The 23,150-nt window shown below is 68.8% G+C and carries 25 protein-coding genes; 15 read left to right on the top strand and 10 right to left on the bottom strand.

What is annotated here, in order from left to right; genetic code table 11:
- Positions 1-100: 100 nt before the first annotated feature.
- The gene (locus tag ACV4UZ_RS17740) at positions 101-1,150 is read right to left on the bottom strand and encodes a zinc-ribbon domain-containing protein (protein ID WP_491602114.1); all 1,050 of its coding nucleotides are present in this window, start codon (positions 1,148-1,150) and stop codon (positions 101-103) included.
- A gap of 76 nt (positions 1,151-1,226) precedes the next feature.
- Complete coding sequence (locus ACV4UZ_RS17735) at positions 1,227-3,308, bottom strand: putative bifunctional diguanylate cyclase/phosphodiesterase (protein WP_491602113.1); 2,082 nt, start codon at positions 3,306-3,308, stop codon at positions 1,227-1,229.
- A gap of 160 nt (positions 3,309-3,468) precedes the next feature.
- On the opposite strand from ACV4UZ_RS17735, the gene dapB reads away from it, so the two are divergent.
- Together dapB and ACV4UZ_RS17725 are read left to right on the top strand one after the other, a co-directional pair.
- Positions 3,469-4,266: a 4-hydroxy-tetrahydrodipicolinate reductase gene (dapB, locus tag ACV4UZ_RS17730; protein WP_491602112.1), complete on the top strand. Its 798-nt coding sequence runs from the start codon at positions 3,469-3,471 to the stop codon at positions 4,264-4,266.
- A 3-nt stretch (positions 4,267-4,269) separates the two neighbouring features.
- On the top strand, positions 4,270-4,437 hold the full coding sequence (locus tag ACV4UZ_RS17725; protein WP_491602111.1) for a hypothetical protein: 168 nt from the start codon (positions 4,270-4,272) through the stop codon (positions 4,435-4,437).
- Positions 4,438-4,743: 306 nt separating this feature from the next.
- On the opposite strand, the gene grpE is transcribed toward ACV4UZ_RS17725, so the two are convergent.
- Both grpE and hrcA read right to left on the bottom strand, forming a co-directional pair.
- The gene (gene grpE, locus ACV4UZ_RS17720; protein ID WP_491602110.1) at positions 4,744-5,343 is read right to left on the bottom strand and encodes a nucleotide exchange factor GrpE; all 600 of its coding nucleotides are present in this window, start codon (positions 5,341-5,343) and stop codon (positions 4,744-4,746) included.
- A 48-nt stretch (positions 5,344-5,391) separates the two neighbouring features.
- Positions 5,392-6,456 carry a heat-inducible transcriptional repressor HrcA gene (gene hrcA, locus ACV4UZ_RS17715; RefSeq protein WP_491602109.1) on the bottom strand — a complete coding sequence of 355 codons (1,065 nt, stop codon included), beginning with the start codon at positions 6,454-6,456 and terminating at the stop codon, positions 5,392-5,394.
- A gap of 133 nt (positions 6,457-6,589) precedes the next feature.
- Here hrcA and rph point away from each other — a divergent pair, with 133 nt between their 5' ends.
- From rph to hemW, 3 genes are all read left to right on the top strand, one after another.
- Positions 6,590-7,309, top strand: a complete 720-nt coding sequence (rph, locus tag ACV4UZ_RS17710; protein ID WP_491602108.1) for a ribonuclease PH — start codon at positions 6,590-6,592, stop codon at positions 7,307-7,309.
- A complete protein-coding gene (gene rdgB / locus ACV4UZ_RS17705; protein WP_491602107.1) occupies positions 7,306-7,914 on the top strand; it encodes an RdgB/HAM1 family non-canonical purine NTP pyrophosphatase in 609 nt (202 codons plus the stop codon). Before rph ends, rdgB begins: the two co-directional genes overlap by 4 nt.
- A gap of 71 nt (positions 7,915-7,985) precedes the next feature.
- Complete coding sequence (hemW, locus tag ACV4UZ_RS17700) at positions 7,986-9,116, top strand: radical SAM family heme chaperone HemW (RefSeq protein ID WP_491602106.1); 1,131 nt, start codon at positions 7,986-7,988, stop codon at positions 9,114-9,116.
- A 1-nt stretch (position 9,117) separates the two neighbouring features.
- Here the strand turns inward: hemW and ACV4UZ_RS17695 are convergent, their stop codons facing one another.
- On the bottom strand, positions 9,118-10,473 hold the full coding sequence (locus ACV4UZ_RS17695) for a penicillin-binding protein activator (RefSeq protein ID WP_491602105.1): 1,356 nt from the start codon (positions 10,471-10,473) through the stop codon (positions 9,118-9,120).
- A 32-nt stretch (positions 10,474-10,505) separates the two neighbouring features.
- Between ACV4UZ_RS17695 and rsmI the strand changes: the two genes are divergently transcribed.
- The 8 genes from rsmI (at position 10,506) to ACV4UZ_RS17655 (ending at position 18,059) form a co-directional block, all read left to right on the top strand.
- Positions 10,506-11,405 (top strand): 16S rRNA (cytidine(1402)-2'-O)-methyltransferase, encoded by a 900-nt coding sequence (rsmI, locus tag ACV4UZ_RS17690; protein WP_491602104.1) that lies wholly within the window; start codon positions 10,506-10,508, stop codon positions 11,403-11,405.
- Entirely contained in the window at positions 11,402-11,791 is a 390-nt protein-coding gene (locus tag ACV4UZ_RS17685) for a YraN family protein (protein WP_491602103.1), read from the top strand. Before rsmI ends, ACV4UZ_RS17685 begins: the two co-directional genes overlap by 4 nt.
- A 63-nt stretch (positions 11,792-11,854) precedes the next feature.
- Positions 11,855-12,454 carry a BON domain-containing protein gene (locus tag ACV4UZ_RS17680; RefSeq protein ID WP_491602102.1) on the top strand — a complete coding sequence of 200 codons (600 nt, stop codon included), beginning with the start codon at positions 11,855-11,857 and terminating at the stop codon, positions 12,452-12,454.
- Positions 12,454-13,302 (top strand): SirB1 family protein, encoded by an 849-nt coding sequence (locus tag ACV4UZ_RS17675; protein WP_491602101.1) that lies wholly within the window; start codon positions 12,454-12,456, stop codon positions 13,300-13,302. The genes ACV4UZ_RS17680 and ACV4UZ_RS17675 overlap by 1 nt, the downstream gene beginning before the upstream one ends.
- A 13-nt stretch (positions 13,303-13,315) precedes the next feature.
- Positions 13,316-14,263 carry a glutathione synthase gene (gshB, locus tag ACV4UZ_RS17670; RefSeq protein ID WP_491602100.1) on the top strand — a complete coding sequence of 316 codons (948 nt, stop codon included), beginning with the start codon at positions 13,316-13,318 and terminating at the stop codon, positions 14,261-14,263.
- A gap of 800 nt (positions 14,264-15,063) precedes the next feature.
- On the top strand, positions 15,064-16,578 hold the full coding sequence (locus tag ACV4UZ_RS17665) for a YifB family Mg chelatase-like AAA ATPase (protein ID WP_491602099.1): 1,515 nt from the start codon (positions 15,064-15,066) through the stop codon (positions 16,576-16,578).
- Between the two features lie 155 nt (positions 16,579-16,733).
- A complete protein-coding gene (locus tag ACV4UZ_RS17660; protein WP_491602098.1) occupies positions 16,734-17,345 on the top strand; it encodes a hypothetical protein in 612 nt (203 codons plus the stop codon).
- Between the two features lie 129 nt (positions 17,346-17,474).
- Positions 17,475-18,059 carry a Crp/Fnr family transcriptional regulator gene (locus ACV4UZ_RS17655; RefSeq protein ID WP_491602097.1) on the top strand — a complete coding sequence of 195 codons (585 nt, stop codon included), beginning with the start codon at positions 17,475-17,477 and terminating at the stop codon, positions 18,057-18,059.
- Between the two features lie 326 nt (positions 18,060-18,385).
- Here the strand turns inward: ACV4UZ_RS17655 and ACV4UZ_RS17650 are convergent, their stop codons facing one another.
- The 5 genes from ACV4UZ_RS17650 to ACV4UZ_RS17630 form a co-directional block, all read right to left on the bottom strand.
- Entirely contained in the window at positions 18,386-18,739 is a 354-nt protein-coding gene (locus tag ACV4UZ_RS17650; protein WP_491602096.1) for a helix-turn-helix domain-containing protein, read from the bottom strand.
- Positions 18,736-19,326, bottom strand: coding sequence for a Smr/MutS family protein (locus ACV4UZ_RS17645; RefSeq protein ID WP_491602095.1), 591 nt, complete (start codon positions 19,324-19,326; stop codon positions 18,736-18,738). The genes ACV4UZ_RS17650 and ACV4UZ_RS17645 overlap by 4 nt, the downstream gene beginning before the upstream one ends.
- A gap of 10 nt (positions 19,327-19,336) precedes the next feature.
- A complete protein-coding gene (locus tag ACV4UZ_RS17640) occupies positions 19,337-20,053 on the bottom strand; it encodes a hypothetical protein (protein WP_491602094.1) in 717 nt (238 codons plus the stop codon).
- Between the two features lie 83 nt (positions 20,054-20,136).
- Positions 20,137-21,318 (bottom strand): murein transglycosylase A, encoded by a 1,182-nt coding sequence (mltA, locus tag ACV4UZ_RS17635; protein WP_491602093.1) that lies wholly within the window; start codon positions 21,316-21,318, stop codon positions 20,137-20,139.
- A complete protein-coding gene (locus ACV4UZ_RS17630) occupies positions 21,315-21,974 on the bottom strand; it encodes a Tim44/TimA family putative adaptor protein (RefSeq protein WP_491602092.1) in 660 nt (219 codons plus the stop codon). Before ACV4UZ_RS17630 ends, mltA begins: the two co-directional genes overlap by 4 nt.
- 72 nt (positions 21,975-22,046) lie before the next feature.
- Here ACV4UZ_RS17630 and ACV4UZ_RS17625 point away from each other — a divergent pair, with 72 nt between their 5' ends.
- Together ACV4UZ_RS17625 and secB are read left to right on the top strand one after the other, a co-directional pair.
- Entirely contained in the window at positions 22,047-22,517 is a 471-nt protein-coding gene (locus ACV4UZ_RS17625; protein ID WP_491602091.1) for an FxsA family protein, read from the top strand.
- A gap of 48 nt (positions 22,518-22,565) precedes the next feature.
- Positions 22,566-23,039 (top strand): protein-export chaperone SecB, encoded by a 474-nt coding sequence (gene secB, locus ACV4UZ_RS17620; RefSeq protein ID WP_491602090.1) that lies wholly within the window; start codon positions 22,566-22,568, stop codon positions 23,037-23,039.
- Positions 23,040-23,150: the final 111 nt, after the last annotated feature.

The following is a 23,150-nucleotide window of genomic DNA, read 5'->3' as shown; positions in this document are numbered from 1 at the left end:
GGTGGCGCCCGGCGATTGAGGGCGATGCACTGATCGGTTCCGATCAGTGCATCTTGGTATGAGACGGAGCGCGGGCATCCTGGCCGCAAGCCGGGGACGGCTACTTCACCTCGGCCGGCTTGGTCTCGGTGGGCGGAGCGACGGGGGCGGCCGGAGGCGTATCCGCCGCCGGGGCGACCGGGGTGGGTGCCGGAGCGGGAGCAGGTGCCGGAGCCGCCGGAGCGGGTGCCGGCGGCGGCGCCATGGCGGGCTTGGCCTCGGCGGGCTTCGCCTCGGCCGTATCGACGAACACCACCACCACCTCGACGGCGTTGGGATCGGGCCGTTCCAGCATGATCTTGAAGCTGACGGTACCCTGGGAGGCCAGCTCGCTGACCGGCGGCTGCGACAGCTTTTCCTGGACCGCCTGCTTGTTGCGGTCCATCAGCACCAGCTTCATGGTCGGCACCGGCCGCGAGCGGTCGGTGACGTTGGCGATGATGCCGCGCACCACCAGCACGTCGGTGTCGTTGTGGACGAAGCGTTCCGGCGTGCCGGCCTTGCGCAGCTCCAGCCCGGCGCCGGGCTTTTCCCGGCGCAGTCCCGCCTGGCCCAGCAACTCCCCGGCCTCGGGCACCGCCTCGACCAGCTGGTCCTGGAAGTAATAGCCGGCGCCGCCCAGCCCGCCGAGAATCAGCAGCACCAGCAGCACCCACAGGACGCCCGTTCCCTTCTTGCCCTCGCTCGCCGGGGTGGCGAACAGCTCGGGCACCGGCTGCGGCTCGTCGTCCAGCAGATCGACCTCGCCGGGGCGCTCCATGCCTTCGTCGGGGGGCAGCCGGTTGGAGAAGGTGGGAACCGGCGGGGCGTCCAGGTCGAAATCGTCGTCAGACGGGGCGGACGGGCGGGCCGAGGGGCGCGGCGCGTCGAACACCGAATCGTCCTTGACCGGATTGAAGCCCGACACCCGGGAAAAATCCGGTGCCGCCCGCTCGGGGGCGGCGAAGGACGGTCCGGCCAGATCCAGGTCGGTGTCGTCCTCGTCCAGGGCCAGCGGCGTCTGGAACCACTTGTGGGCGCATTTGGCGCATTTCAGCTTGCGCCCGGAGGTTCCGAGCGCGCTGTCGGGAATGGAGAAGTTGGTTCCACAGGCGGGGCAGGTGATCAGCATGGTCTGCAAGCACCGGAAAAGATTTATTTCTTATAGGCTGGAGCCGGGACCAACACAAGCGGGTACAGACACGACGCTACAGACGGATCAGCCCTTCCGGATTGGACAGCAATCCGGCGAAGGTGGCGGCGTTGACGGGCCGCGAGAACAGGAATCCTTGCATCACCGGACAGCCGCGCGCCGCCAGGAAGGCGGCCTGCTCGCGGGTCTCGACGCCCTCGGCGATGACGGAAAAGCCCAGATTGGCGGCGAGCGCGATGATCGAGGCGATGATGGCCCCGTCCTTGGCGTTGCCCGGCAGCTCGGTGACGAAGGCGCGGTCGATCTTCAGCGTCGAGACCGGAAACAGCTTGAGATAGGCCAGCGAGGAATAGCCGGTGCCGAAATCGTCCAGCGACACCCGGACCCCCAGCGTGGTGAGCTGCCCCAGGATCTCGATGGCGCGGTCCACGTCGCTGGCCATCATGGTCTCGGTGATCTCCAGCTCCAGCACCTGGGGCGGCAGGCCGGATTCGGCCAGCGCCTTCTTGACCTTGTCCTTCAGGCGCCCGTCGTGGAACTGGGCCGGCGACAGGTTGACGCTGACCGAGGGCAGCATCAGCCCCTGGCTCCGCCATTCCGCCACCTGACGGCAAGCCGCGCCCAGCACCCAGTCGTCGATGGCCCCGATCAGGCCGGCCCGTTCGGCGACGGGAATGAACAGGCCGGGCGACACGTCGGCCCGGACGGGATGGCGCCAGCGGATCAGCGCCTCGGCGCCGACGATGGCGCCCGACAGGGCGTCCACCTTGGGCTGGAACACCAGACGGAACTGATCCTCGCCCAGCGCCAGGCGCAGATCGTTCTCCAGGCTGACCCGCTCCGCCACCTGGCGGTCCATTTCCATATCGAAACAACTATAGGGCAGGCCGCCGCGCTTGGCGTGGTACATGGCGGCATCGGCCCTGGACAGCAGGCTTTCCGCCCCGTCGGCATCGTCGGGAAAAAGCGCGATGCCGATGGAGGTGCCGGCGAACAGCTGCAATCCGTCGATGTCGAAGGGCTCGGTGAAGGCATAGAGCACCTTGCCGGCGCAGGCCTGGGCGCCCGTATGGTCGCCGACGCCGGGCAGCAGCATGACGAACTCGTCGCCGCCCAGACGGCCGATGATGTCGCTGGCCCGCACGCAGGCCTTGAGGCGCCGCGCCACCTGGCGCAGCAGCTCGTCGCCCACCGCGTGGCCGTAGCTGTCGTTGATGTCCTTGAAGCGGTTGACGTCGAGATAGAGCACCGCCAGGCGCTCGCCGGTCTGCTCGGCCCGCACGATGGCCTCGCCCAGGGCTTCCATCACCGTGTGGCGGTTGGGCAGACGGGTCAGGGCGTCGTGGCTGGCGTGGAAGCGGATGCGCTGCTCGTCGCGCCGCTTGCGGGTGATGTCGCGCAGCAGCAGCACGAAGCGCCCATCGGCGCCCTGGTCCACGGCGGTCAGCGCCAGGGCGGCGGGGAAGGGCTCGGAGTCCTTGCGCCGCGTCCAGGTCTCCCCCGACCACTGGCCGCTGGCGGTGGCCAGGCGCCACATCTCCTCGATCTCGCGGTTGCCGATCATCTCGACGGCCAGCAGGTCGCAGGGCTGGCCGACGACTTCGGCGGCGGCCCAGCCGGTCATGCGCTCGAAGGCGTCGTTGACCGCCAGGATACGCCGCTCGCGGTCGGTGACCACGATGGCCTCGCCCACCGTCTCGAACACCGTGGCGGCCAGACGCAGCGAGTCCTCGGCCTTCTTGCGCGCCGTGATGTCCTGGACGGTGCCTTCGTAGCACACCAGCCGGCCGCGCCCGTCATAGACCGCCCGGGCGTTCTCGGCGATCCAGATGATTCCGCCGTCATGGGTCCACACCCGCGCCTCGAAATTGCGCACCACCGAATCGCGGGCCAGGATCTCGCGGAAGCGGTCGCGGTCGGACGGATCGACGTAAAGGGAGCGGGCGATGTCGGTCAGCCCGGCGATCAGCTCGGCCGGGTCCTTGTAGCCGTAGATCCGCGCCAATGCCGGGTTGGCGTCGAGATAGCGCCCGTCCGGGGTGGTGCGGTAGATGCCCTCGACCGCGTTCTCGAACAGGGAGCGATAGCCGCCAAGGTCATCGTCTGTGCGGGCAAGGGCCACGACGTCGCCGGTCATCAAATCCGAATCCATTGGACCAATTCCAAATTGGACAGTGCCACTGACAGTTTATGCACTGCAACAGAATCCGGTGATTACCCTACTTTTGTCTCTCCATGCTGGATTTCCCGGCCTTCTGCCTCTAAGAAAGTGGGAGCGTTTTGAAAAGGATCGGGACATGAGGATCGGAATCGTCGGTTGCGCCGGGCGCATGGGCCGGATGCTGATGGAGGCGGTGCTGGCCTCCGAGGGCTGTCGCCTTTCGGGCGGCACCGAGCGGGCCGGAACCGAGTTCATCGGCCGCGACCTGGGCGGGCTGCTGGGCCGTGAATCGGTCGGCGCCTCGGTCAGCGCCGACGCGGCCTCCCTGTTCGCCGCCTCGGACGCCGTCATCGACTTCACCACGCCGGCCGCCACCCTGGTCCACGCCGCCCTGGCCGCCGAGACGGGCAAGGTGCTGGTGGTGGGCACCACCGGCCTTTCCAAGGACGACGAGGCCAGGCTGGCCGAGGCCGCCAGGCGCGCCCCCATCGTCTACGCCCCCAATTTCAGCGTCGGCGTCAACCTGCTGATGGCGCTGACCGAACGCGCCGCCGCCGTCCTGGGGGATGATTACGATATCGAGATCGTCGAGATGCACCACCGCCACAAGGTGGACGCACCCTCCGGCACGGCGCTGGGCCTCGGCCGCTCCGCCGCTCTCGGCCGGCAGGTGGCGCTCGACTCCGTATGGTGCAAGAGCCGCGACGGCCACACCGGCGCGCGGCCCAAGGGCGAGATCGGTTTCGCCACCCTGCGCGGCGGCGACGTGGTGGGCGACCACACGGTGATGTTCGCCGCCCTTGGCGAGCGGGTGGAGCTGACCCACAAGGCCTCGTCGCGCGCCGTCTTCGCCAAGGGCGCGGTGCGCGCCGCCCGCTGGGCGGCCGACCGGAAGCCGGGGCTTTATTCCATGCGCGACGTATTGGGGCTTTGAGCGATGAGCGAGGACAGCAAGCCCGAGGAACAGCCGAAAATCAGGCGCCGCTACAAGGAATGGGAACACGCCTCGGCGGAGGAGGTGGCGTTCTCGCGCAAGGTGTTCTACGGCATGATGACCGTGCTGGCCATCCTGCTGGGAGCCCTGGTCTACGGGGCGCTACGATAGGCCTGGGCTCCCGTGGAGTCATGAGACACGGATGTCACGGATGCGGTGCTTCGCACCGCTCACGGATAAACACGGACATGCGCTCGTTTCCGGCCACCTCCCCGATCCCGCCCCAGGATGATCACAGGGGATTTCCATAATCCGTGTTCCATGACCAGATGAAACCCGCATTGGCTCCGCCATTCGGGTCTCTCATGGAAATTTCAACCGGACGGCAGTGGGCTTGACCCGGCAATCTGGACCCCCGGATCAAGTCCGGGGGTGACGGCCGATGGAATGGGGGGTCCCCCGAACGGGTCGGTCGTCTCAGGCGCTGGTGTCGACGTTGCCGCCGCCGCCCTTGGGGCCGCCCTTGGCGACACCCACCAGGGCGGGCCGCAGCAGGCGGTCGTGCAGGGTGTAGCCCGCCTGCATCACCAGCACCACGGTGCCCTCGATCTGGCTGGGATCTTCCATCTCCATCATGGCCTGATGCAGGTTGGGGTCGAACTTCTCGCCCTGGGCCGCCACCGGCTTGATGCCGTAGCGCTCGAAGGTGGCCAGCAATTCGCGCTCGGTCATTTCGACGCCGGTGGTGAGAGCGGCCAGGGATTCATTGCCGTCCCGCGCGCTGGCCGGCACCGAATCCAGGGCGCGGCGCAGGTTGTCGGCCACCGACAGCACGTCCTTGGCGATGTTGGAGATGGCGTACTTGCCGCGATCCTCGGCCTGCTGCTCCAGGCGGCGCCGGGTGTTCTCGGTCTCGGCCTTGGCGTAGAGCACGTCGTTCTTCAGCTTGGCGATTTCCGCCTCCAGCTGGGCGACGCGTTCGGATTCGGCGGCCGGCGGCGCAGCGGATTCGGCGGCCGGGCCGGGCGCGGCCTCCTCGGCGGCGGGCGTCTGCTCAGCAGTCTGATCCTGGGTCATAATAAGGCTCTCTCGATCTCTAGGGGTTGTCAGGGGCTCTGGGGGTTGTCAGGTGGGTTGCCCGATCAGGCGGCCGATCACCTTGGCGGTGTAATCGACCATGGGAATGATGCGGGCGTAGTTGATGCGTTGCGGGCCGATCACGCCGATGGCCCCGACGATGCGTTCGCGCGAATCGCGATAGGGCGCCACCACCATGGAACAGCCGGTGACGCCGAACAGGTCGCTTTCGGCGCCGATGAAGATCTGCACCCCGTCGGCCACACGGGTGAGGTCCACCAGGCGCAGGAACTGCTCCGAGGTCTCCAGCGCCTCGAACAGGCCGCGGATGCGCTCCAGGTCCTCGACGGCGGTGACGTCTTCCAGAAGGTGGGACTGGCCGCGCACGATGAGCGCCGACTGGCTTTCACCCCCCGCCCAGGTGGCCAGCCCGGCCTCGATCACCCGCTTGGTCAAGGCGTCCAGCAGGGTGCGCTGCTGTTCCAGCTCGGCGGTGATCTCGTCCCTGACCTCGTCCAGCGAACGTCCCGCCAGCCGGGCATTGAGGTAATTGCCCGCTTCCACCAGGGTGGACATCTCGACGCCGTCGGGCAGGTCGAGAATGCGGTTCTCCACCATGCCGTCCTCGGTGACCAGCACCACCAGGGCGCGGTTGCGGCCCAGCCAGACGAATTCCACGTGCTTCAGCGTGCGTTGGATCTTGGGCGCCACCACCACGCCGGCGCAGCGGCTCAATCCCGACAGCGCGCCCAGCGCCTCGCCCAGCACCTGCTCCATGGAGCGGCCCGCCGCCCGGCACTGGGCGTCGATGGCCGAACGCTCGGCCTCGGCCATGCGGCCCACTTCCAGCAGGCCGTTGACGAACAGGCGCATGCCGGCCTGGGTGGGCAGCCGCCCGGCCGAGGTGTGCGGCGCGTAAAGCAGGCCGAAATCTTCCAGATCGGCCATGACGTTGCGGATGGTGGCCGGCGACAGCCCCAGGGTGAGGCGGCGCGACAGGGTGCGCGAGCCGATGGGCTCGCCGGTCTCCACATAGGATTCCACGATCTGGCGGAAGATTTCCCGCGATCTGTCGTTCAGCTCGGTGATGACGGGTCCCTTGGTCCGTACCATGGCCTTCTCCGGTGCGGCGAAAATCTAGTGGTGCCTTGCCTCCCCGTCAACGTCGGGGGGTCGAGATTGTGGACGGCCCCCCCCATATGGAGGTAGCTTGCCGCCTCTTCCCCTTTAGAGGACTTCCATAAGCATGAGACCGTCCGGCCGCGCCCCCGACCAGCTTCGCACCGTCATCCTGGAAACCGGCGTGTCCCGCCATGCCGAGGGCTCTTGCATCGCCAGGTTCGGCGATACCCATGTGCTGTGCACGGCCTCGGTGGAGGAGAAGGTGCCGCCCTTCCTGCGCAACACCGGCAAGGGCTGGGTCACCGCCGAATACGGTATGCTGCCGCGCTCGACCCACACCCGCACCGACCGCGAGGCGGCCAAGGGCAAGCAATCGGGCCGCACCCACGAGATTCAGCGCCTGATCGGCCGTTCGTTGCGCTCGGTCACCGATCTCGCGGCCATGGGCGAGCGCCAGATCAAGATCGATTGCGACGTGCTGCAGGCCGACGGCGGCACGCGGACCGCCTCCATCACCGGCGCCTTCGTCGCCCTGCATCTGGCCTTCCAGCGGCTGGTGCGCCTGGAACTCTTGAAGGCCGTGCCGCTCACCGACCACGTGGCCGCCATCTCTTGCGGCATCTACGAAGGGGTCGCGGTGCTCGACCTGGATTATCCCGAGGATTCCAACGCCCAGGCCGACGCCAATTTCGTCATGACCGGAACCGGCGGCATCGTCGAGATTCAGGGCACCGCCGAGGAGCGCCCCTTCTCGCGCGCCCAGTTCCTCCAGCTCACCGATCTGGCCGAGGCCGGCATCCGCCAGCTGGTCGAGGCCCAGAAGAAGGCCCTGGGGCTGTCATGAGCGCCCGGCGGTTCCAGGGGGGCAGGCTGGTCATCGCCAGTCACAATGCCGGCAAGGTCCGCGAGATCGGCGAGCTTCTCGCCCCTTACGGCACCGAGGTCGTCTCGGCCGGCACCCTGGGTCTGGCCGAGCCCGAGGAAACCGGCGACACCTTCGTCGCCAATGCGGAGCTGAAGGCCCGCGCCGCCGCCGCCGCCGCCGGCCTGCCGGCGCTGGCCGACGATTCGGGGCTGGCGGTGGACGCCCTGGCCGGAGCACCCGGCATCTATTCCGCCCGCTGGGCGGGCGAGAAGAAGGATTTCGCCTTCGCCATGGCCAAGGTCCAGTCGGCGCTGGGCGAGGAAAAGGACCGCACCGCCCGCTTCGTCTGCGCCCTGGCGCTCGCCTGGCCCGACGGCCATTGCGAGACCTTCGAGGGTACGGTGGAAGGCGACATCGTCTGGCCGCCCAAGGGCGAGAACGGCTTCGGCTACGATCCCATCTTCCTGCCCAAGGGCGGAGCGCTGACCTTCGGCGAGATGGACGCGGCGGCCAAGCACGCCATCAGCCACCGCGCCGACGCCTTCGCCAAGCTGGTGGCGGCGTGTTTTGGAACCAGGGATTGATTGGGCTATCGCCCGAACCCATCCGGGGCCATGCCCCGGACCCCCTTTGATTTTGTCAGGGGGGCTTTCCCATGACGTCTTCCCCAGGCTTCGGCATCTATATCCACTGGCCGTTCTGCCTGTCCAAGTGCCCCTATTGCGACTTCAACAGCCACGCCGCCCAATCCATGGACCAGGGGCGCTGGCGGGCCGCCCTGCTGGCCGAGCTGGATCATTTCGCCGGTGAAACCGAGGGGCGCACCCCCACCAGCGTCTTCTTCGGCGGCGGCACGCCGTCGCTGATGGCGCCCGAGACGGCGGGCGCCCTGGTGGCCATGGTGAAAAGCCGCTGGGCCTGCGCCCCCGACCTGGAAGTGACGCTCGAGGCCAATCCCACCAGCGTCGAGGCCGACCGTTTCCGCGCCTTCCGCGACGCCGGCATCAACCGCCTGTCGCTGGGTATCCAGGCCCTGGATGCGGACTCCCTGGCCTTCCTGGGGCGCAAGCATTCGATGGACGAGGCGCTGGCGGCGCTGAACCTGGCCCAGGCCGTCTTTCCCCGCGTGTCCTTCGACCTGATCTATTCCCGGCCCGGCCAGACCGGGGCCGGGTGGCGGGCCGAGCTGGCCCGCGCCCTGGACCTCGCCGGCGAGCATCTGTCGCTCTACCAGCTGACCGTCGAGGACGGCACCGCCTTTGCCCCCGCCCAGGCCCGCGGCGACTTCGTCCTGCCCGACGAGGACGAGGCCGCCGCCCAGTTCGAGGCCACCCAGGAGATGTGCGAGGCGGCCGGACTGCCGGCCTACGAGATTTCCAACCACGCCCGCCCCGGCGCCGAGTGCCGTCACAACCTCACCTACTGGACCGGGGGCGAATGGCTGGGCATCGGCCCCGGCGCCCATGGCCGCTTCGGCGGAGAAGCCCTGGCCCAGGCCCGCTCGCCCGGCACCTGGTTGGCCCAGGTCGAGCAGAACGGTCACGCCACCGAGACCCGCTACCGCCTCGACCCGGCCGAGCGCCTGTCCGAGCTGGCGCTGATGGGATTGCGGCTGCGCAACGGTCTGACGCCCGCCTTGCTGGCCGAGCTTCGCCCCGCCCTCGACCCCGCCGGCCTTGCCCGCATGGTCGAGGACGGCTTCCTGATCGAGGACGAGAAAGGTCTGCGCACCACCGACAAGGGACGGCTGGTGCTCAATGCCGTGCTCGGCGAATTGCTGGCCTGAGCTACTGGAACGCACTGGGCGCCGCGCCCACTTCCCGTGCGCCGGTGGGGACGATTTCCTTGACGGTCAGGCCGCGTTCGGCCACGCCGTTGGCGCCCAGACGGAAGATGCCGTCCACTCCGGCGAAGCCGTTGGGGTTCTGCAACACCGCAGATCCGAAATCGCCCATGCCGTTGCGGGCGAGCGCGGCGGCGAGCGCGGTGGAATCGTAGGCGATGCCGGCCAGCCCGCCCAAACGCGGCGGCAGGGCGCCGAAGGCCTTGGCATAACGCTGCTCGAAGGCCAGATGGCCGGCGACGGGCGGAGCCGGATACCAGCCGCCGACCAAAGCCGGTTCCTGCGCCAGCTTGGGATCGTCCCACAGCAGGGTGCCCAGCAGGCGCGGCACCTCGGCGCCGCCTTCGCTCATGTAGTAGGACAGCAGCGAGGCGATGTTCCGAAGCCGCACCCCCTCGTCGGGTACTAGAATGGCGTCATAGGCCGAGCCGGGAACGCCCTTGGAGGTCACTCCCTTGCGGGCCGCGAAGCGCTTGACCACCTGGGTGAAATCGGTGGCGGCGGGATCGTAATAATCCACAGCCACCAGTTCCAGCCCCTGAACGGCGACCGCCTCCTTGGCGGCATCGGCCACGGCCCGGCCGTAATCGTCGGAGCGGGCCAGCACGCCAATGCGCCGCAATCCCTGCTCGCGGGCATGGGCCAGGACGCGGGCCACCTGGGGACCGGGCAGGAAGCCCAGGGCATAGACGCCGCTTCCCGCCACCGAGCGGTCGGTGGTGTAGGCCAGCAGCGGAACCACCTGATCGCGCACCACCGGTGTCGCCGCCTTGACCTCGAAGCTGAACACCGGACCGAGCACGATGGTGGCGCCCTGAGCCATGGCGGCCTGGGCGGCGGCGGCGGCGCCCTCGGCGGTGCCCTTGGTGTCCAGCGGAATCAGGCTGAACCGGGAATCGGCGATCTCGAACAGCGCCAGCTGCGCCGCGTTGGACAGGGCCTGGCCAATGGCGGCCTGCGGCCCGGACAGGGGCAGCAGCAAGGCGGCGCGCACCTCGCCCTGATGAAGCGCCCGGGGGGACGCCGGCATGGACGATGGGGGCGCGGGCGGCAGGCTGGCCACCTGCGGCTCGGCCGGTGCGGGCTGCTGGGCGGCCGGAGCCGGAACGGGAGCCGCCTTGGCGGCGGCGGGCGGCGGAACCGGAACGGGGGCCGGAACCGGCTGCGCCTGGGGAGCGGGCTTGGTTCCGCCGAGCCAAGGTGATAACTCTGACGCCTGTTGACAGCCCGAAACCATCAGCATGGCGGCAAGCAATGGCAGGAACGGGGCGGGGCGCCGGAAAAAGCCCAAATGGCGCAAGACAAGCCTCCTCGGACGACGGAACCGGGGCCTTGGAGCCCGGCGGCGATGCAGAGCCGAAAGGTAGACCCTGGGCACGCGGAAGTAAACCGAGCGCCGGGCTCTATCTGGTCGCCACCCCCATCGGCAATCTGGGCGACATCACGCTGCGCGCCCTCGAGGTGCTGGGCCATGCCGACCTGGTGGCCTGCGAGGACACCCGCGTCACCGGCAAGCTGATGCAGCTGCTGGGCCTGAAGGCGCCGCTCACTCCCTATCACGACCACAACGCCGACAGGGCGCGGCCCGCCCTCATCGCCCGCCTGCGCCGGGGCGAGGTGGTCGCCCTGGTCTCCGACGCCGGCACGCCCATGGTCTCGGACCCGGGATTCAAGCTGGTTCGGGATTGTATCGAATCGGATATCCCGGTCACCGCCCTGCCCGGTGCTTCGGCGGTTTTGACGGCTTTACAACTATCAGGAATTGCCGCCGAGCGTTTCCTCTTCGCCGGCTTCCTGCCCGCCAAGGGGGTGGCGCGCCGCGCCGCGCTGCAGGACCTGGCCCAGGTCCCCGCCGCCCTGGTGTTTTACGAATCCCCCCACCGGACGGGGGAGTCCCTGGCCGACATGGTCACCGTGCTGGGGGACCGGATGGGGGCGGTCACCCGCGAGCTGACCAAGCTGCACGAGGAGGTGGCCAGGGGCAGCCTGTCCGAACTGGCCCGCCGCTATGCCCAGACCCCCCCGCGCGGAGAGGTGGCCATCGTGGTGGCGGGACCCGGTGCCGGCGGCCCCGTCACCCAAGCGGACATGGAGGGCCGATTGCGCGCTGAAGTAGAAAAAGGCCTTTCCATCAAGGATGCCAGTGCCCTGGTGGCGGCGGAAACCGGGCATCCGAGGCGCGATGTCTACGCCAAGGCGCTGCGACTGTTCCGAGGGGGCAACGAGGAATGAATTCCGCTGGCCGTTCCCCCTCCCGTCAGGCGGCGCAACGGCGCGGCCGGATGGCGGAGCGGATCGCCGCCCTGTTTTTACGTCTCAAGGGCTATGGAATCCTCGCCCAAGGCCTGAAATCCGGCCGGGGATCGGGGGCGGGCGAAGTGGATCTGGTGGTCCGCCGCGGCGATCTGGTGGTCTTCGTCGAGGTCAAGAATCGGGCAAGCCTGAACCAGGCCATTGATTCCATTACATCTTTCCAGCGACAGCGGATCGAGCGCGCCGCCGCCGCCTTCCTGGCCCGGCGGCCCGAGCTGGCGGGAGGGGGAGTGCGCTTCGACGTGGTGCTGGTCGCCCCCTGGCGCCTGCCCCGTCACATCCCCGACGCCTGGAGAATTGATTAGCGACTCCCGCCCGCCGTACACTGGGGAACGAAATCTCCCGCCGTCCATCAATGGAGTATCCCCTTGCGTCCGCTGCTCAATGCCCTGCTGATCGCCGCCCTGGGCGGAACGCTGTCCGGCTGTGCCGCCACCGTGGTGGGGGCCGGCGCCTCGGCCGGCGTGGCCGCCGCCGAGGAGCGCGGCCTGGACGGTGCCGTGGATGATCTGAAAATCCGGGCTGAAATCAATCACTTGTGGTTCCAGAAGGATGTGGAGATGTACCGCAAGGTCACCCTCAACATCTCGGAAGGCCGGGTGATGCTGACCGGCATGGTCCCCACCGAGCAGGCCCGCGCCGACGCGGTGCGGCTGGCCTGGCAGGTGGGCGGGGTCAAGGAGGTGCTGAACGAGGTCAAGGTGGTCCCAAGCGGGGAATCCGGCTGGGATCAGGCGGGAGACCTGTGGATTCAGAACAAGCTCAAGGCCCGGCTGCTCACCGACGGCGAGGTGAAGAACATCAACTACATCGTCGACGTCACCGATTCGGTGGTCTATCTGCTGGGCATCGCCCAGAACAGCGCCGAACTGGATCGGGTGATCGCCCATGCCCGCGACGTCAGCGGGGTGAAGCGGGTGATCAGCCATGTGCGCCTGAAGTCCGATCCCCGGCGGAACGGCGGCTGATGAGCGAGGCCGCCGCCCGGGTGCGCGAACGCCTGACGGCCCTGGGCCGGCTGGAGGACCGCGACCTGGACCCGGCGGAACCGGCCCTGCTGCTGGCCGCCCTGGGCCGCGCCGGGCGAGGGGCGCCGCTGGATATCGGCCCCTATCTGACCCTGCTCGACGACATGGCCGGGGAATTGCGGCAGGAGGCGGCCAATTGCCCCGACGCCGACGGTCTGGCGCTCGCCCTGTTCCAGCTGCTGGGACGCCGCCACCGCTTCCAGGGTGACGAGCGAGACGACGACGATCTCGGCGACCTCGATCTGCTGACCGTGATGGATCGCCGCCGGGGCGGCAACGACGCCCTCGGCCTGCTCGCCCTGGCGGTGACGCGGCGCGCCGGGATGGTGGCCGAGGGACTGGCCTTTCCCGCCCATTTCCTGCTGCGCCTGGGGCTCGCCGGCGGCAGCCGGGTGATCGTCGATCCCCTGGGCGGCGGCCAGCCGCTGACCGCCCCCGATCTTCGCGCCATGCTGAAGGCCGCCGCCGGCCTGGACGCCGAGCTGGAGCCCGCCCATTACGCCGCCATGAGCAACCGCGACCTGCTGCTCAGGCTCGGCAACGCCGCCAAGCTGCGGCTGCTGCGCCTGGGCTACGTGGATCGCGCCCTGGCCATGGTGGAATCGCTGCTGCTGGTGGCACCCGAGACCTGCCTGTTGTGGCGCGAGGCCGGGCTGATGCACATGCGGCTCGACCATGCCGCCCAGGCCATCGCCGCGCTGGAGCAGTTCCTCGCCCGCACCCCCAGCGCCCAGGCCAAGGCCCGTACCCTGGCTCTGCTGGCCGAGCTGAAGCGTCGCCTGAACTGAAAAGGACCCCGTCATGAGCCTTGCCGTCGCCATCCAGATGGATCCCATCGAGTCCATCGACATCGATGCCGATTCCACCTTCGTCCTGGCGCTGGAGGCGGAGAAGAGAGGCCATGTCCTGTATCACTACCTGCCGCGCGACCTGGCGCTGCGGGGCGGCAAGGTCCTGGCCCGGGTGCGGCCGCTGTCGGTGCGGCGGGTCAGGGGCGACCATTTCACCCTGGGCGAGGCGCGGATTGTCGAGCTGACCGACATGGACGTGGTCCTGATGCGCCAGGACCCGCCCTTCGACATGGCCTACATCACCGCCACCCACCTTTTGGACCACATCCATCCCCGCACCCTGGTGGTCAACGACCCCACCCATGTGCGCAACGCCCCGGAAAAGCTGCTGGTCACCCATTTCGGCGATTTGATGCCGCCGACCCTGATCACCTCGGACCGCGAGCAGATCCTGGACTTCCGCGACGAGCACAAGGACATCATCGTCAAGCCGCTGTTCGGCAACGGCGGCGCCGGCGTCTTCCATCTGCTGCCCGGGGACGAGAACCTCAATTCCCTGCTGGAGATGTTCACCCAGCTGTACCGCGAGCCGGTGATGGTCCAGCGCTATCTGCCCGAGGTGCGCCAGGGCGACAAGCGCATCATCCTGGTGGACGGCGTGGCGGTGGGCGCCGTCAACCGCGTGCCGGCCGAGGGCGAGGCCCGCTCGAACCTTCACGTCGGCGGCACCGCCAAGCCCACCACGCTGACCCCCCGCGAGCGGGAGATCTGTGCCGCCATCGGCCCGACGCTGAAGGAGCGCGGCCTCATCTTCGTGGGCATCGACGTCATCGGCGACTACCTCACCGAGATCAACGTGACCTCCCCCACCGGCATCCAGCAGATCGATCGGTTCGATGGCGTGTGCATCGAAGGGCTGATCTGGGATGCCATCGAAGCTCGCCGGGCATCTTCATAACTCGCCATAACCATCTGATATTCCATGAGGCTGTTGGCGCGCGATCAACGCATGCAGTTGAGCGCCGCCTCGTCGCCGCTCTGCGACTGCATTTGTGGTTGGGAAATTCCGCCCCCGGCGGCCCTTCAACTGCATTCGCGGTTGTCGTCCGGGCCGGGCCATCCGCCGTCCCTGCCTTCACCTCCGACGTCCCTCCGGACCGGCGGTACATGATCGGCATTCATTCCTATATTCTCCGTCATCGACCGCCGCCGGCCGCTCACCTCCCTTTCGCCTCCCGGCAAATCTCCGATGACCGGATGCCGATTGGTGACCCGTTTTAGGAGAACGGCTCATTTTCGCTCCACCCGACCTCACCGGTCCCTGCCACCCTCCCGGAATGCCGTTCGAGGCGTGGCGACGACCGCGCCGGCCGGTCACGCCCCATCACCCCGTCCCCTTGCCGACCGGATCACCCGGCCGGCCGGACCGGCAGCCGGACCGGCGGCGGCCGTCGGGAACGCCACCCGCCGCCGAGGACCCCCGCCCGGCGACCATGCCCCGGCCGCGCCGGCCGCGGCCGGCCTCCCGCCCCCTGCCGCCGAGGAATCCGCCGGCAGGAATGCCACCGAGCCGGCCATAGGGACTTCCCCCGCGCCTGCGGGCGAAACGAATCCACCGGCCCCGGCGAGGAACCGCCGGGGCCTGAGTCGCACTCGTCCCCAGGTTGTAGGGAACCGGTCGCGGCCGGGTGCGCGACCTCGCTAGCGTCGATTGCATGCACTGGCTATGATTGCCCGTTTTCACCGGGATGATGCTTCATGACCACCCGCACCAGTACCGTCGCCTTTTCCGGCATCGACTGTCTCGATATCGACGTCCAGGTGCAGGTGGCGGCCGGCATGCCGGCCTTCACCCTGGTGGGGCTGCCCGACAAGGCGGTGGGGGAAAGCCGCGAACGGGTGCGCGCCGCCTTCAACGCCATCGGCCTGGCGCTGCCGCCCAAGCGCATCACCGTCAACCTGGCCCCCGCCGACCTCCTGAAGGAGGGCAGCCATTTCGACCTGCCCATCGCACTGGGCCTGCTGGGCGCCATGGGGGTGCTGCCCGCCGACGAGATCGCCGGCTATGTCGCTCTGGGCGAGCTGGGGCTGGACGGCTCCATCGCGCCGGTGGCCGGGGTGCTGCCCGCCGCCATCGCCGCCAATGCCAGCGACCGGGGCCTGATCTGCCCCCTGTCCCAGGGCTCGGAAGCCGCCTGGGCGGGCGAGGTGGAGGTGCTGGCCGCCCCCTCGCTGCTCGGCCTGATCAATCATTTCAAGGGCAGCCAGATCCTGGCCCGCCCCGCGCCGAAGCGCATGGAGGAGGACGGGGCCCATCTGGACCTCAGGGACATCAAGGGCCAGGAGACGGCCAAGCGTGCCCTGGAAGTGGCCGCCGCCGGGGCGCACAACCTGCTGATGATGGGACCGCCCGGCTCGGGCAAGTCCATGCTGGCCGCCCGCCTGCCCGGCCTGCTGCCACCGCTGGAGCCCGCCGAGGCGCTGGAGGTCAGCATGATCCACTCGGTGGCGGGGCAACTGGCCGAGGGTCGCCTGCTGACCCGGCGGCCCTTCCGCGACCCCCATCATTCCGCCTCCGTCCCCTCCCTGGTGGGCGGCGGCATGCGGGCCCGGCCGGGCGAGGTGTCGCTGGCCCATAACGGCGTGCTGTTCCTGGACGAGCTGCCGGAATTCCAGAGAGCCGCCCTCGAGGCGCTGCGCCAGCCCCTGGAATCCGGCCGCGCCGTGGTGGCGCGCGCCAACGCCCACGTCACCTATCCCGCCCGCATCCAGCTGGTGGCGGCCATGAATCCCTGCCGCTGCGGCCATCTCGGCGATCCGGCGCTGGCCTGCTCCAAGGCCCCCAAATGCGGCCAGGACTACCAGTCCAAGATCTCGGGCCCCCTGTTCGACCGCATCGACCTGCACGTGGAAGTCCCCGCCGTCAGCCCCGCCGACCTCTCCCTGCCGCCACCCGCCGAAGGATCGGCGGAGGTGGCGGCCCGGGTCGCCGCCGCCCGCGCCCTGCAGCTGGACCGCTACCGCGACGCCGCCATCCGCACCAATGCCGAGGCCGATGGGGAATTGCTGATGCGGGTGGCCTCTCCGGACGAGGCGGGGCGCCGGCTGCTGACCGAGGCGGCGGAGCGCATGCGCCTGTCGGCGCGCGGCTGGCACCGGGTGCTGCGCGTCGCCCGGACGCTCGCCGACCTCCAGGGCGCCGAGACGGTGGGCCGCCTGCAGGTGGCCGAGGCGCTCTCATACCGAAGGCTGATGCCCGGCCGCGCTGTCTGAGTCCTGTTGCCCTATGACCTCTGTGGGCATTGCGCCTTTTGCGTGCCCGGCCTCATGCTCGAACAGCCGGTGAGAAATGGGGTTCATACCCGATGAATGTCTCCGCACCGATCAAGGGCTGTGGGTCGGCCACGGACAAGCGGCGTTGCCACGACATGGCCATGATCGTTACCGACGTGATCATGACCCTGGTCCGGGAAAAGGCCAGGGACGGCACGGTCAGCCTGCATGACCTGGAGCGCATCGCCGCCCTGATCAGCGGCGGCAGCATGGTGCTGGACGCCGCCTACATCCGCCAGGAAGAGGCGTGCCGCAAGGCCCACCAGATGCCCAAGGGCAATGTGGGGGCGCGCGCCAACCCGTTCCATCGCCTGATGGTGCGGCCCTTCGAGCATCTGCTGGCCGGCGACGGCATGGTCCTGCAACGCGGCTATCTGCCCCATTACTTCGAATTCCTGGAACACGCCCTGGACAAGCGCTTCGAGGCCTTCGAGCGCCATTGCCGCACCATCATCCAGGCGCTGATGGTCGTTCACGGCAACAACCTGACATGGGACCAGTTCTACGCCGACAGCCGCACCGTCAAGACCCTGCAGGGTGCCTTGAAGCTGCTGCGCGTCTATCTCGACGGGCCGGAAGGCCAGCGGGTCTGGCATGCCTGCATGATGCGGCCCCTGGGCGATCTGCCCCAGCCCGCCGTCGGCCAGGTCAATCACATCCGTCAGGTCCTGCTGGAAACGGCCCGTGGGCTGGAAGCCACGGAATAAGAGGATCGTTTCGGAGTCAGCAAGGCGAAATGGCCGCGCTGATCATGGGGTCCTCCCGGGGCGACGTCTCTCGCAATAGGCAATTCCGGATAAACCGCTTATGATCCCGATCATAAGCGGGAGAACGGCATGGACGATTGGGGCAAGGTCCTGGGCGGTATCCGCGGATCATCGCGCCGTCTGGAAGCGGGCGAAGCCCTGTTCCGGCGTGGCGACGAGGCCCGCGCCGTGTTTCACGTGGAGCAGGGCCGCCTGCGCCTCGCCCGCTTCGGTGCCGACGGTTCGGCGGTGACCCTGCACGTGGCCCGGGCCGGCTCGCTGTTCGCCGAAGCCGCCCTGTTCGCCTCCCATTACCATTGCGACGCGGTGGCCGAGACCGCCGCCCGCGTGCGGGTGTTCCCCAAGGCGGCGATGCTGCTTTACCTGCGCGCCCATCCCGATCTCAACCTGGCCTTTTCCGCCTATCTCGCCCGCGAGGTGCAGAGGCTGCGCGGCCACCAGGAGGTGATGCGCCTGCCCGGGGCGCGGGACCGGGTGGTGGCCTGGCTGACCCAGCTGGGCGCCGCCGAGGATGCCGTCGCCCTCGACCGCCCCCTTTCCGTCGCCGCCCGGGACATCGGCCTCACCCACGAAGCACTGTACCGCACCCTGGCCGCCCTGGTGGCCGAAGGCCGGCTGGAGCGGCCGGACAAACGGGTGTTCCGGCTGAGATGATCGGGCCAGCTAACCACCAGGACGCCCCGCGACGACGACTTCGTAGCTGAAATAGTGGATTGAACCACAGAGGCACAGAGACTCAGAGAAAGCACAGAGGAATAAAACCGTTCGCCGAAAGAACCGACTCTTCCTGTCATCCCGAGCCTTGGCGAGGGATCTTTCACACCATGGTGGCAACCGCTTGCAACTGAAAGATCCTTCCTCCCTGCGGTCGTCAGGATGACACGTCAGGTCAAATGACGGCCGGTATAAAACCATTTCTCTTTTTCTCTGTGCCTCTGTGGTGATCTCGGCGGAGGCCAAGCTCTCCGGCCATAGAAGCTTCAGGACTCCCCCAACACCTTCAGCAGCCGCGCCACCGTCTCTTCCGGCAGATCGCGGATGGTCTGGCCCAGGCGGTTGGCCAGTTCGGTATGGGCGGGGCTGAGGCCCGAGGTGTCCAGGGTCACCTTGGGATGGGACAGCTCGGCCAGGGTCTTCAACTCCTCGGCCTCGTCCCAGATACAGCCGAGATAGCCGCAGATCTGCATCACCAGCCCAGGCGCCGGGCGGCCGCGATGGCCATGCTCCAGGGCCGACAGATAGGCCGCCGAGATGTGCAGGTCGGTGGCCATCTGGCGCAGCTGAATGCCCTTGGCGTCGCGCAATGCGCGGATCTTACTTCCGAACGGAGTCATGCCCGCTGCCTGCGGATCAGGACGTACAGCGCCCCGTCGCCGCCGTGACGCGGCTGGGCGTAGGAGAATCCCAGGATGCGCTCGCGCAGGGGGCTCTGGTTCAGCCAGCGCGGCACCTGGGCGCGCAGGATTCCGTGACCCTGCGACCCCTTGCCGGTCACCACCAGGACGCAGCGCCGTTGCGCCGACCAGCAGCGCTGGATGAAGGCCAGCAGCTGGGCGTGGGCCATGTCCTGGGTCAGGCCGTGCAGATCGATGTCGGCCTCGATCTCCATCTCGCCCTTCTTCAGACGTTCGGCGGAGCGGCGGTCCAGGCCGGGGGAACTGCCGTGGCGCAGTTCACCATGCCCGTGACGGGGCGGCGGGGCGGGATGGGCCGAGGGGCGGACCGGCGGATTGCCGGGCGGCGGCGGCGGCGAGGCCACCGGCTCGGGTCCGGTCTCGGCACCGGGCGGCGGCTCGGCGGGGGGAGAGCGGCCGGGCAACGGCCGGGCGTCGGCCACCACCGCCTTCCACACCCGGATCTCGTCGGCGCTGACCACCCGGCGGCGGGGCTGGCGCGGCTCGACCAGACGCTTCGGGCTCATATTTGGGCCCTCATGCCTTCGGTAGAACCTCGTCGCGCGGCGCGTCCTCGTCGGTGACCGAGGCCCAGCGGTCGCCGGGCTTGGGGCTGGGCGGCACCATGATTTCGGGCTGGATGGCATCGGCCAGGGGCGCGGTCTCCACCACCGTGGCCGGCGGCGGTTCCACCGCCGGTTCCGGCGGCGGCGGCGCGGCGGGCTGGGCGGGCGGCGCGGTCATGCGGGGGCCGGCGGGAACCGGGGCGTTGGCCATGGGCGCCTGGGCCTCGGCCTCGCCGAGATTGCGGCGGATGAACTTGCGCCAGTCGCCCTTGGGCGCCAGGCAGGGCGCCTCGTTGACGCCCTTGACCACCAGGGCGATGCCGCCCAGCTGCCACAGGGTGACGAATTGCTGGTAATTACCCATCAGATAGGCCAGCGCCCGGGTCTTCAGCCGCCAGGCCACGTAGTACTTGTTGCCGTAGAGATGGGCCAGCACGCACAACGTCATGGCGATGATGCCGGTGGCGACGCCCGTCGCCAGCAGGATCAACAGGGCCAGGGTGGATTCGATGGTCAGGGGCAGCAGGTGGTCCCAATGCTGGTGCACCGGCGAACCCTGGAAATCCAGCAGGCGGGGATCGGTATAGACCTGGACCTGGCCGTTGCGGATGGCGGCGCACAGCTGCTCGTGCAGCTGCTCCTCCTCGCGTCCCTTGCGTTCCCGCCATTCGGCCAGCAACCGGCTCATCGCCGCGATCCACTCCCTGTGATCATTCCGATGCGAAGGATGGACAAGCCTGCCGAGGAAGGCAACCCCTACCTCTCGGCCCCCTACCTCCCGGCGAGTCGGGGCGAGCGGGCCTTGGGCAGGAACACCACCAGACGGCCGGGACTTTTCATCTTGCCGGCGATCTGGAAGGCGCTTTCACCCGCCCCCCAGAACACGTCGCCGCGCACCGGACCCTTGATGGCGGCGCCGGTATCCTGGGCCATCATCATGCGGCGCAGCGGCCGGCCGGCCGGATCGGTGCTGTCCACCCACACCGGCGCGCCCAGCGGCACGAAGCGGGGATCGACGGCCAGCGAACGTTCGGGGGTCAGCGCCACCCCCTCGGTACCCAACGGTCCGTCGGTGGTGGCGTTGAGGCCGTAGAAGATGTAGCGGGGATTACGCGCCAGCAGGGTACGGCCTTCCTGGGGGTTGGCCTTCAGCCAGGCGCGGATGGCGGGCATGGAGGTGTCGGAGCCCAGCTTGCCCTCGTCCTTCAGCACCTTGCCGATGCCGACGAACTTGTGGCCGTTGCTGCCGGCGACACCGAGGCGGATCACCGTGCCGTCGTCCAGGCGCACCCGGCCCGAACCCTGGATGTGCATGATGGCCAGATCCACCGGATCGTCGGTCCAGGCGAGAATCGGGGCCTTGCCGGCCAGGGCGCCCCGTTCGATCTCGGCGCGGGTGTGATAGGGCACCAGCCTGCCGTTCTCCATCCGGCCGATCATCTGCTCGTCCGGTCCGGGCTTGCCCGAACCGCTGACCACCAGATCGTTGGGCTTGCCGTGGATGGGGTGGACATAGGGGCCCTTGCGCTGGCGCGAGCCCCTGATCTCCGGTTCGAAATAGCCGGTGAACAGGCCGTCGGCACGTCCTTCATTGGTGACCTGCCAGGGGGTGAACCAGGTCTCGAACATGGTTCGCGCGCCGTCATGGTCGCCCGAGGCGACCCGCTGGGCGGCGGCGCAGGGGGAATACCAGTCGGCGGCGGTGCCGCCCACCCCCTCGAAGCCGATGGATCTGTCCACCGGCAGCCGGGTGATGCGGTTGCACGATTTCTGCAGCGCGGGCAGCACCCGGGCGATGTCGTCCTGGGACCAGCCGGGCAGCCGGTCGAAGGACACGGGCTGCAGCACCATGCGGTCCGGGCCGCCGGGCGGCGGCGCGGGCGGCGGTTCCGGCGTGGCGCAGCCGGCCAGGGCGGCGGCCAGCACCAGGACGGCGGCGGCCCCCTTCCTCATGACTCGGGAGTATGGGTGGCGGCCAGCGCCCAGTTGGGATCGGTGGAGCGGGTGTCGCGGCGGAAGGTCCACAGGTCGATCACGTCGATGACCCGCTCGGGATTGCCTTCCACCACCTCGCCCTTGGCGTCGCGCAGCGCGTTGACCTGTTCGCTGACGAAGCGGATGGTGATGGCGGAGAAGCGGCCGTCCATCCCCGCCTCGACCAGCTCGGCGGAACGGATGCCCACCAGCTCGGTCTGCAGGGTCTCGCCGTGCTGGCGCCGGGAATCGATGGCGTCGCTGAAATGGCGGTAGACGTCGGGGGCCAGCAGGGGCTGCAGCGTCGCCTTGTCACCATGGGCGAAGGCGATGACGATCATCTCGAACGCCGCCTTGGCTCCCCCCAGGAACACGTCCAGGTCGAAGCCGCGGTCGGCGGCGCGGATGGCGGCCAGACCCTGGCCCAGGGGCGTCTCGGCCGGCGGCTCGGCGGCCGAGCGGCGGACGCTTTGCAGATCCACCACGTTGTCGGCGGCGGCTTCCGGCTGGCTCCACTGCTCGGGTGGACGCTCGGCGCCGGTGCGCTTGCCCAGCACGCTACGCAGGCGCAACACCAGGAAGGCGGCGACCATGGCGAAAAAAACGATGTCGAGAAGGTGATAGCCGTCGTTCATCAGGCCAGTCCGAGGTAGGGTAGAGCGCTAGTCCAGTCAAAGACATAAGGCGGGTTGGGAGAAAGAGCAAGCATGGCTTGGGTGTTCCTGGTCGGAGTGCTGACCCTGCCGGTGGCGGAGATCATGGTGTGGATCCACGTCTCCGACATCATCGGCGGCCTGGCCACCGTCGCCCTGACCGTCCTGGCCATCCTGGCCGGCTCGGTCCTGCTGCGGCATGGCGGCCTGGGCATGGCGCTGGAAGTGCGGGCCCGCATGGCGCGGGGCGAGCCGCCGGGACCGGCGGTGTTCGACGGGCTGTGCATCGCGCTGGCCGGATTCCTGCTGCTGCTGCCCGGCTTCATCACCGACGCCATGGCGGTTCTGGTGATGTTGCGGCCGGTGCGCCTGCTGCTGCTGCGACTGGTGGCGGCCCGCGTCGTGGTGGGAAATCCGGGCGCGGCGCCCCATGCCGGACCGACCGTCATCGATGGCGAATACGAGATCATTCCGCCGGAACCCGGCCCGTCTCCGTCTCCGGATCACAAGCGGCTTGAGCCGTAAGGGTGTCCGTGCTACGCCCCTAGCCAGCCATTCCTTGCGGAGAGCACCATGACCGACGCCCAGACGCCGTCCGAGGATCTGCCCCAGCTGCAGGTCAACATGCAGTACATCAAGGACCTGTCCTTCGAGATTCCCGGCGCCCCCCACTCCTTCATCGAGATGCAGGGCAAGAACCCCGAGATTCCGATCCACGTGGACGTCAACGTCGCCAATGTGGGCGCCAACGCCTACGAAGTGGTGCTGCACCTCAAGGTCGAGGCCCTGTTGGACGGCAAGGCGCTGTTCATCCTGGAACTGGCCTATGCCGGCGTGTTCACCCTGAACCTGCCGGAAGAGCAGGTTCATCCGGTCCTGCTGATCGAATGCCCGCGCCTGCTATTCCCCTTCGCCCGCAACATCGTGGCCGACATGACCCGCGATGGCGGCCTGCCGCCGCTGCTGCTGCAGCCGCTGGATTTCGTCCAGCTCTACCGCGCCCGCGTGGAAGAGATGAACGCCCAGCAGGCCGCCGGTCAGGCTTAATTCCCTTATCTCGTCATCCCGGAAGCGCAACGCGCTATCCGGGATCCAGGGGGTCAAAGTTCCGAGGGAACGACTCCTGGATCCCGGCTCAAGGCCGGGATGACGGAAAGA

The sequence above is a fragment of the Paramagnetospirillum sp. genome (genome assembly GCF_058402745.1).
This window is presented reverse-complemented; position numbering and strand designations above follow the sequence as displayed.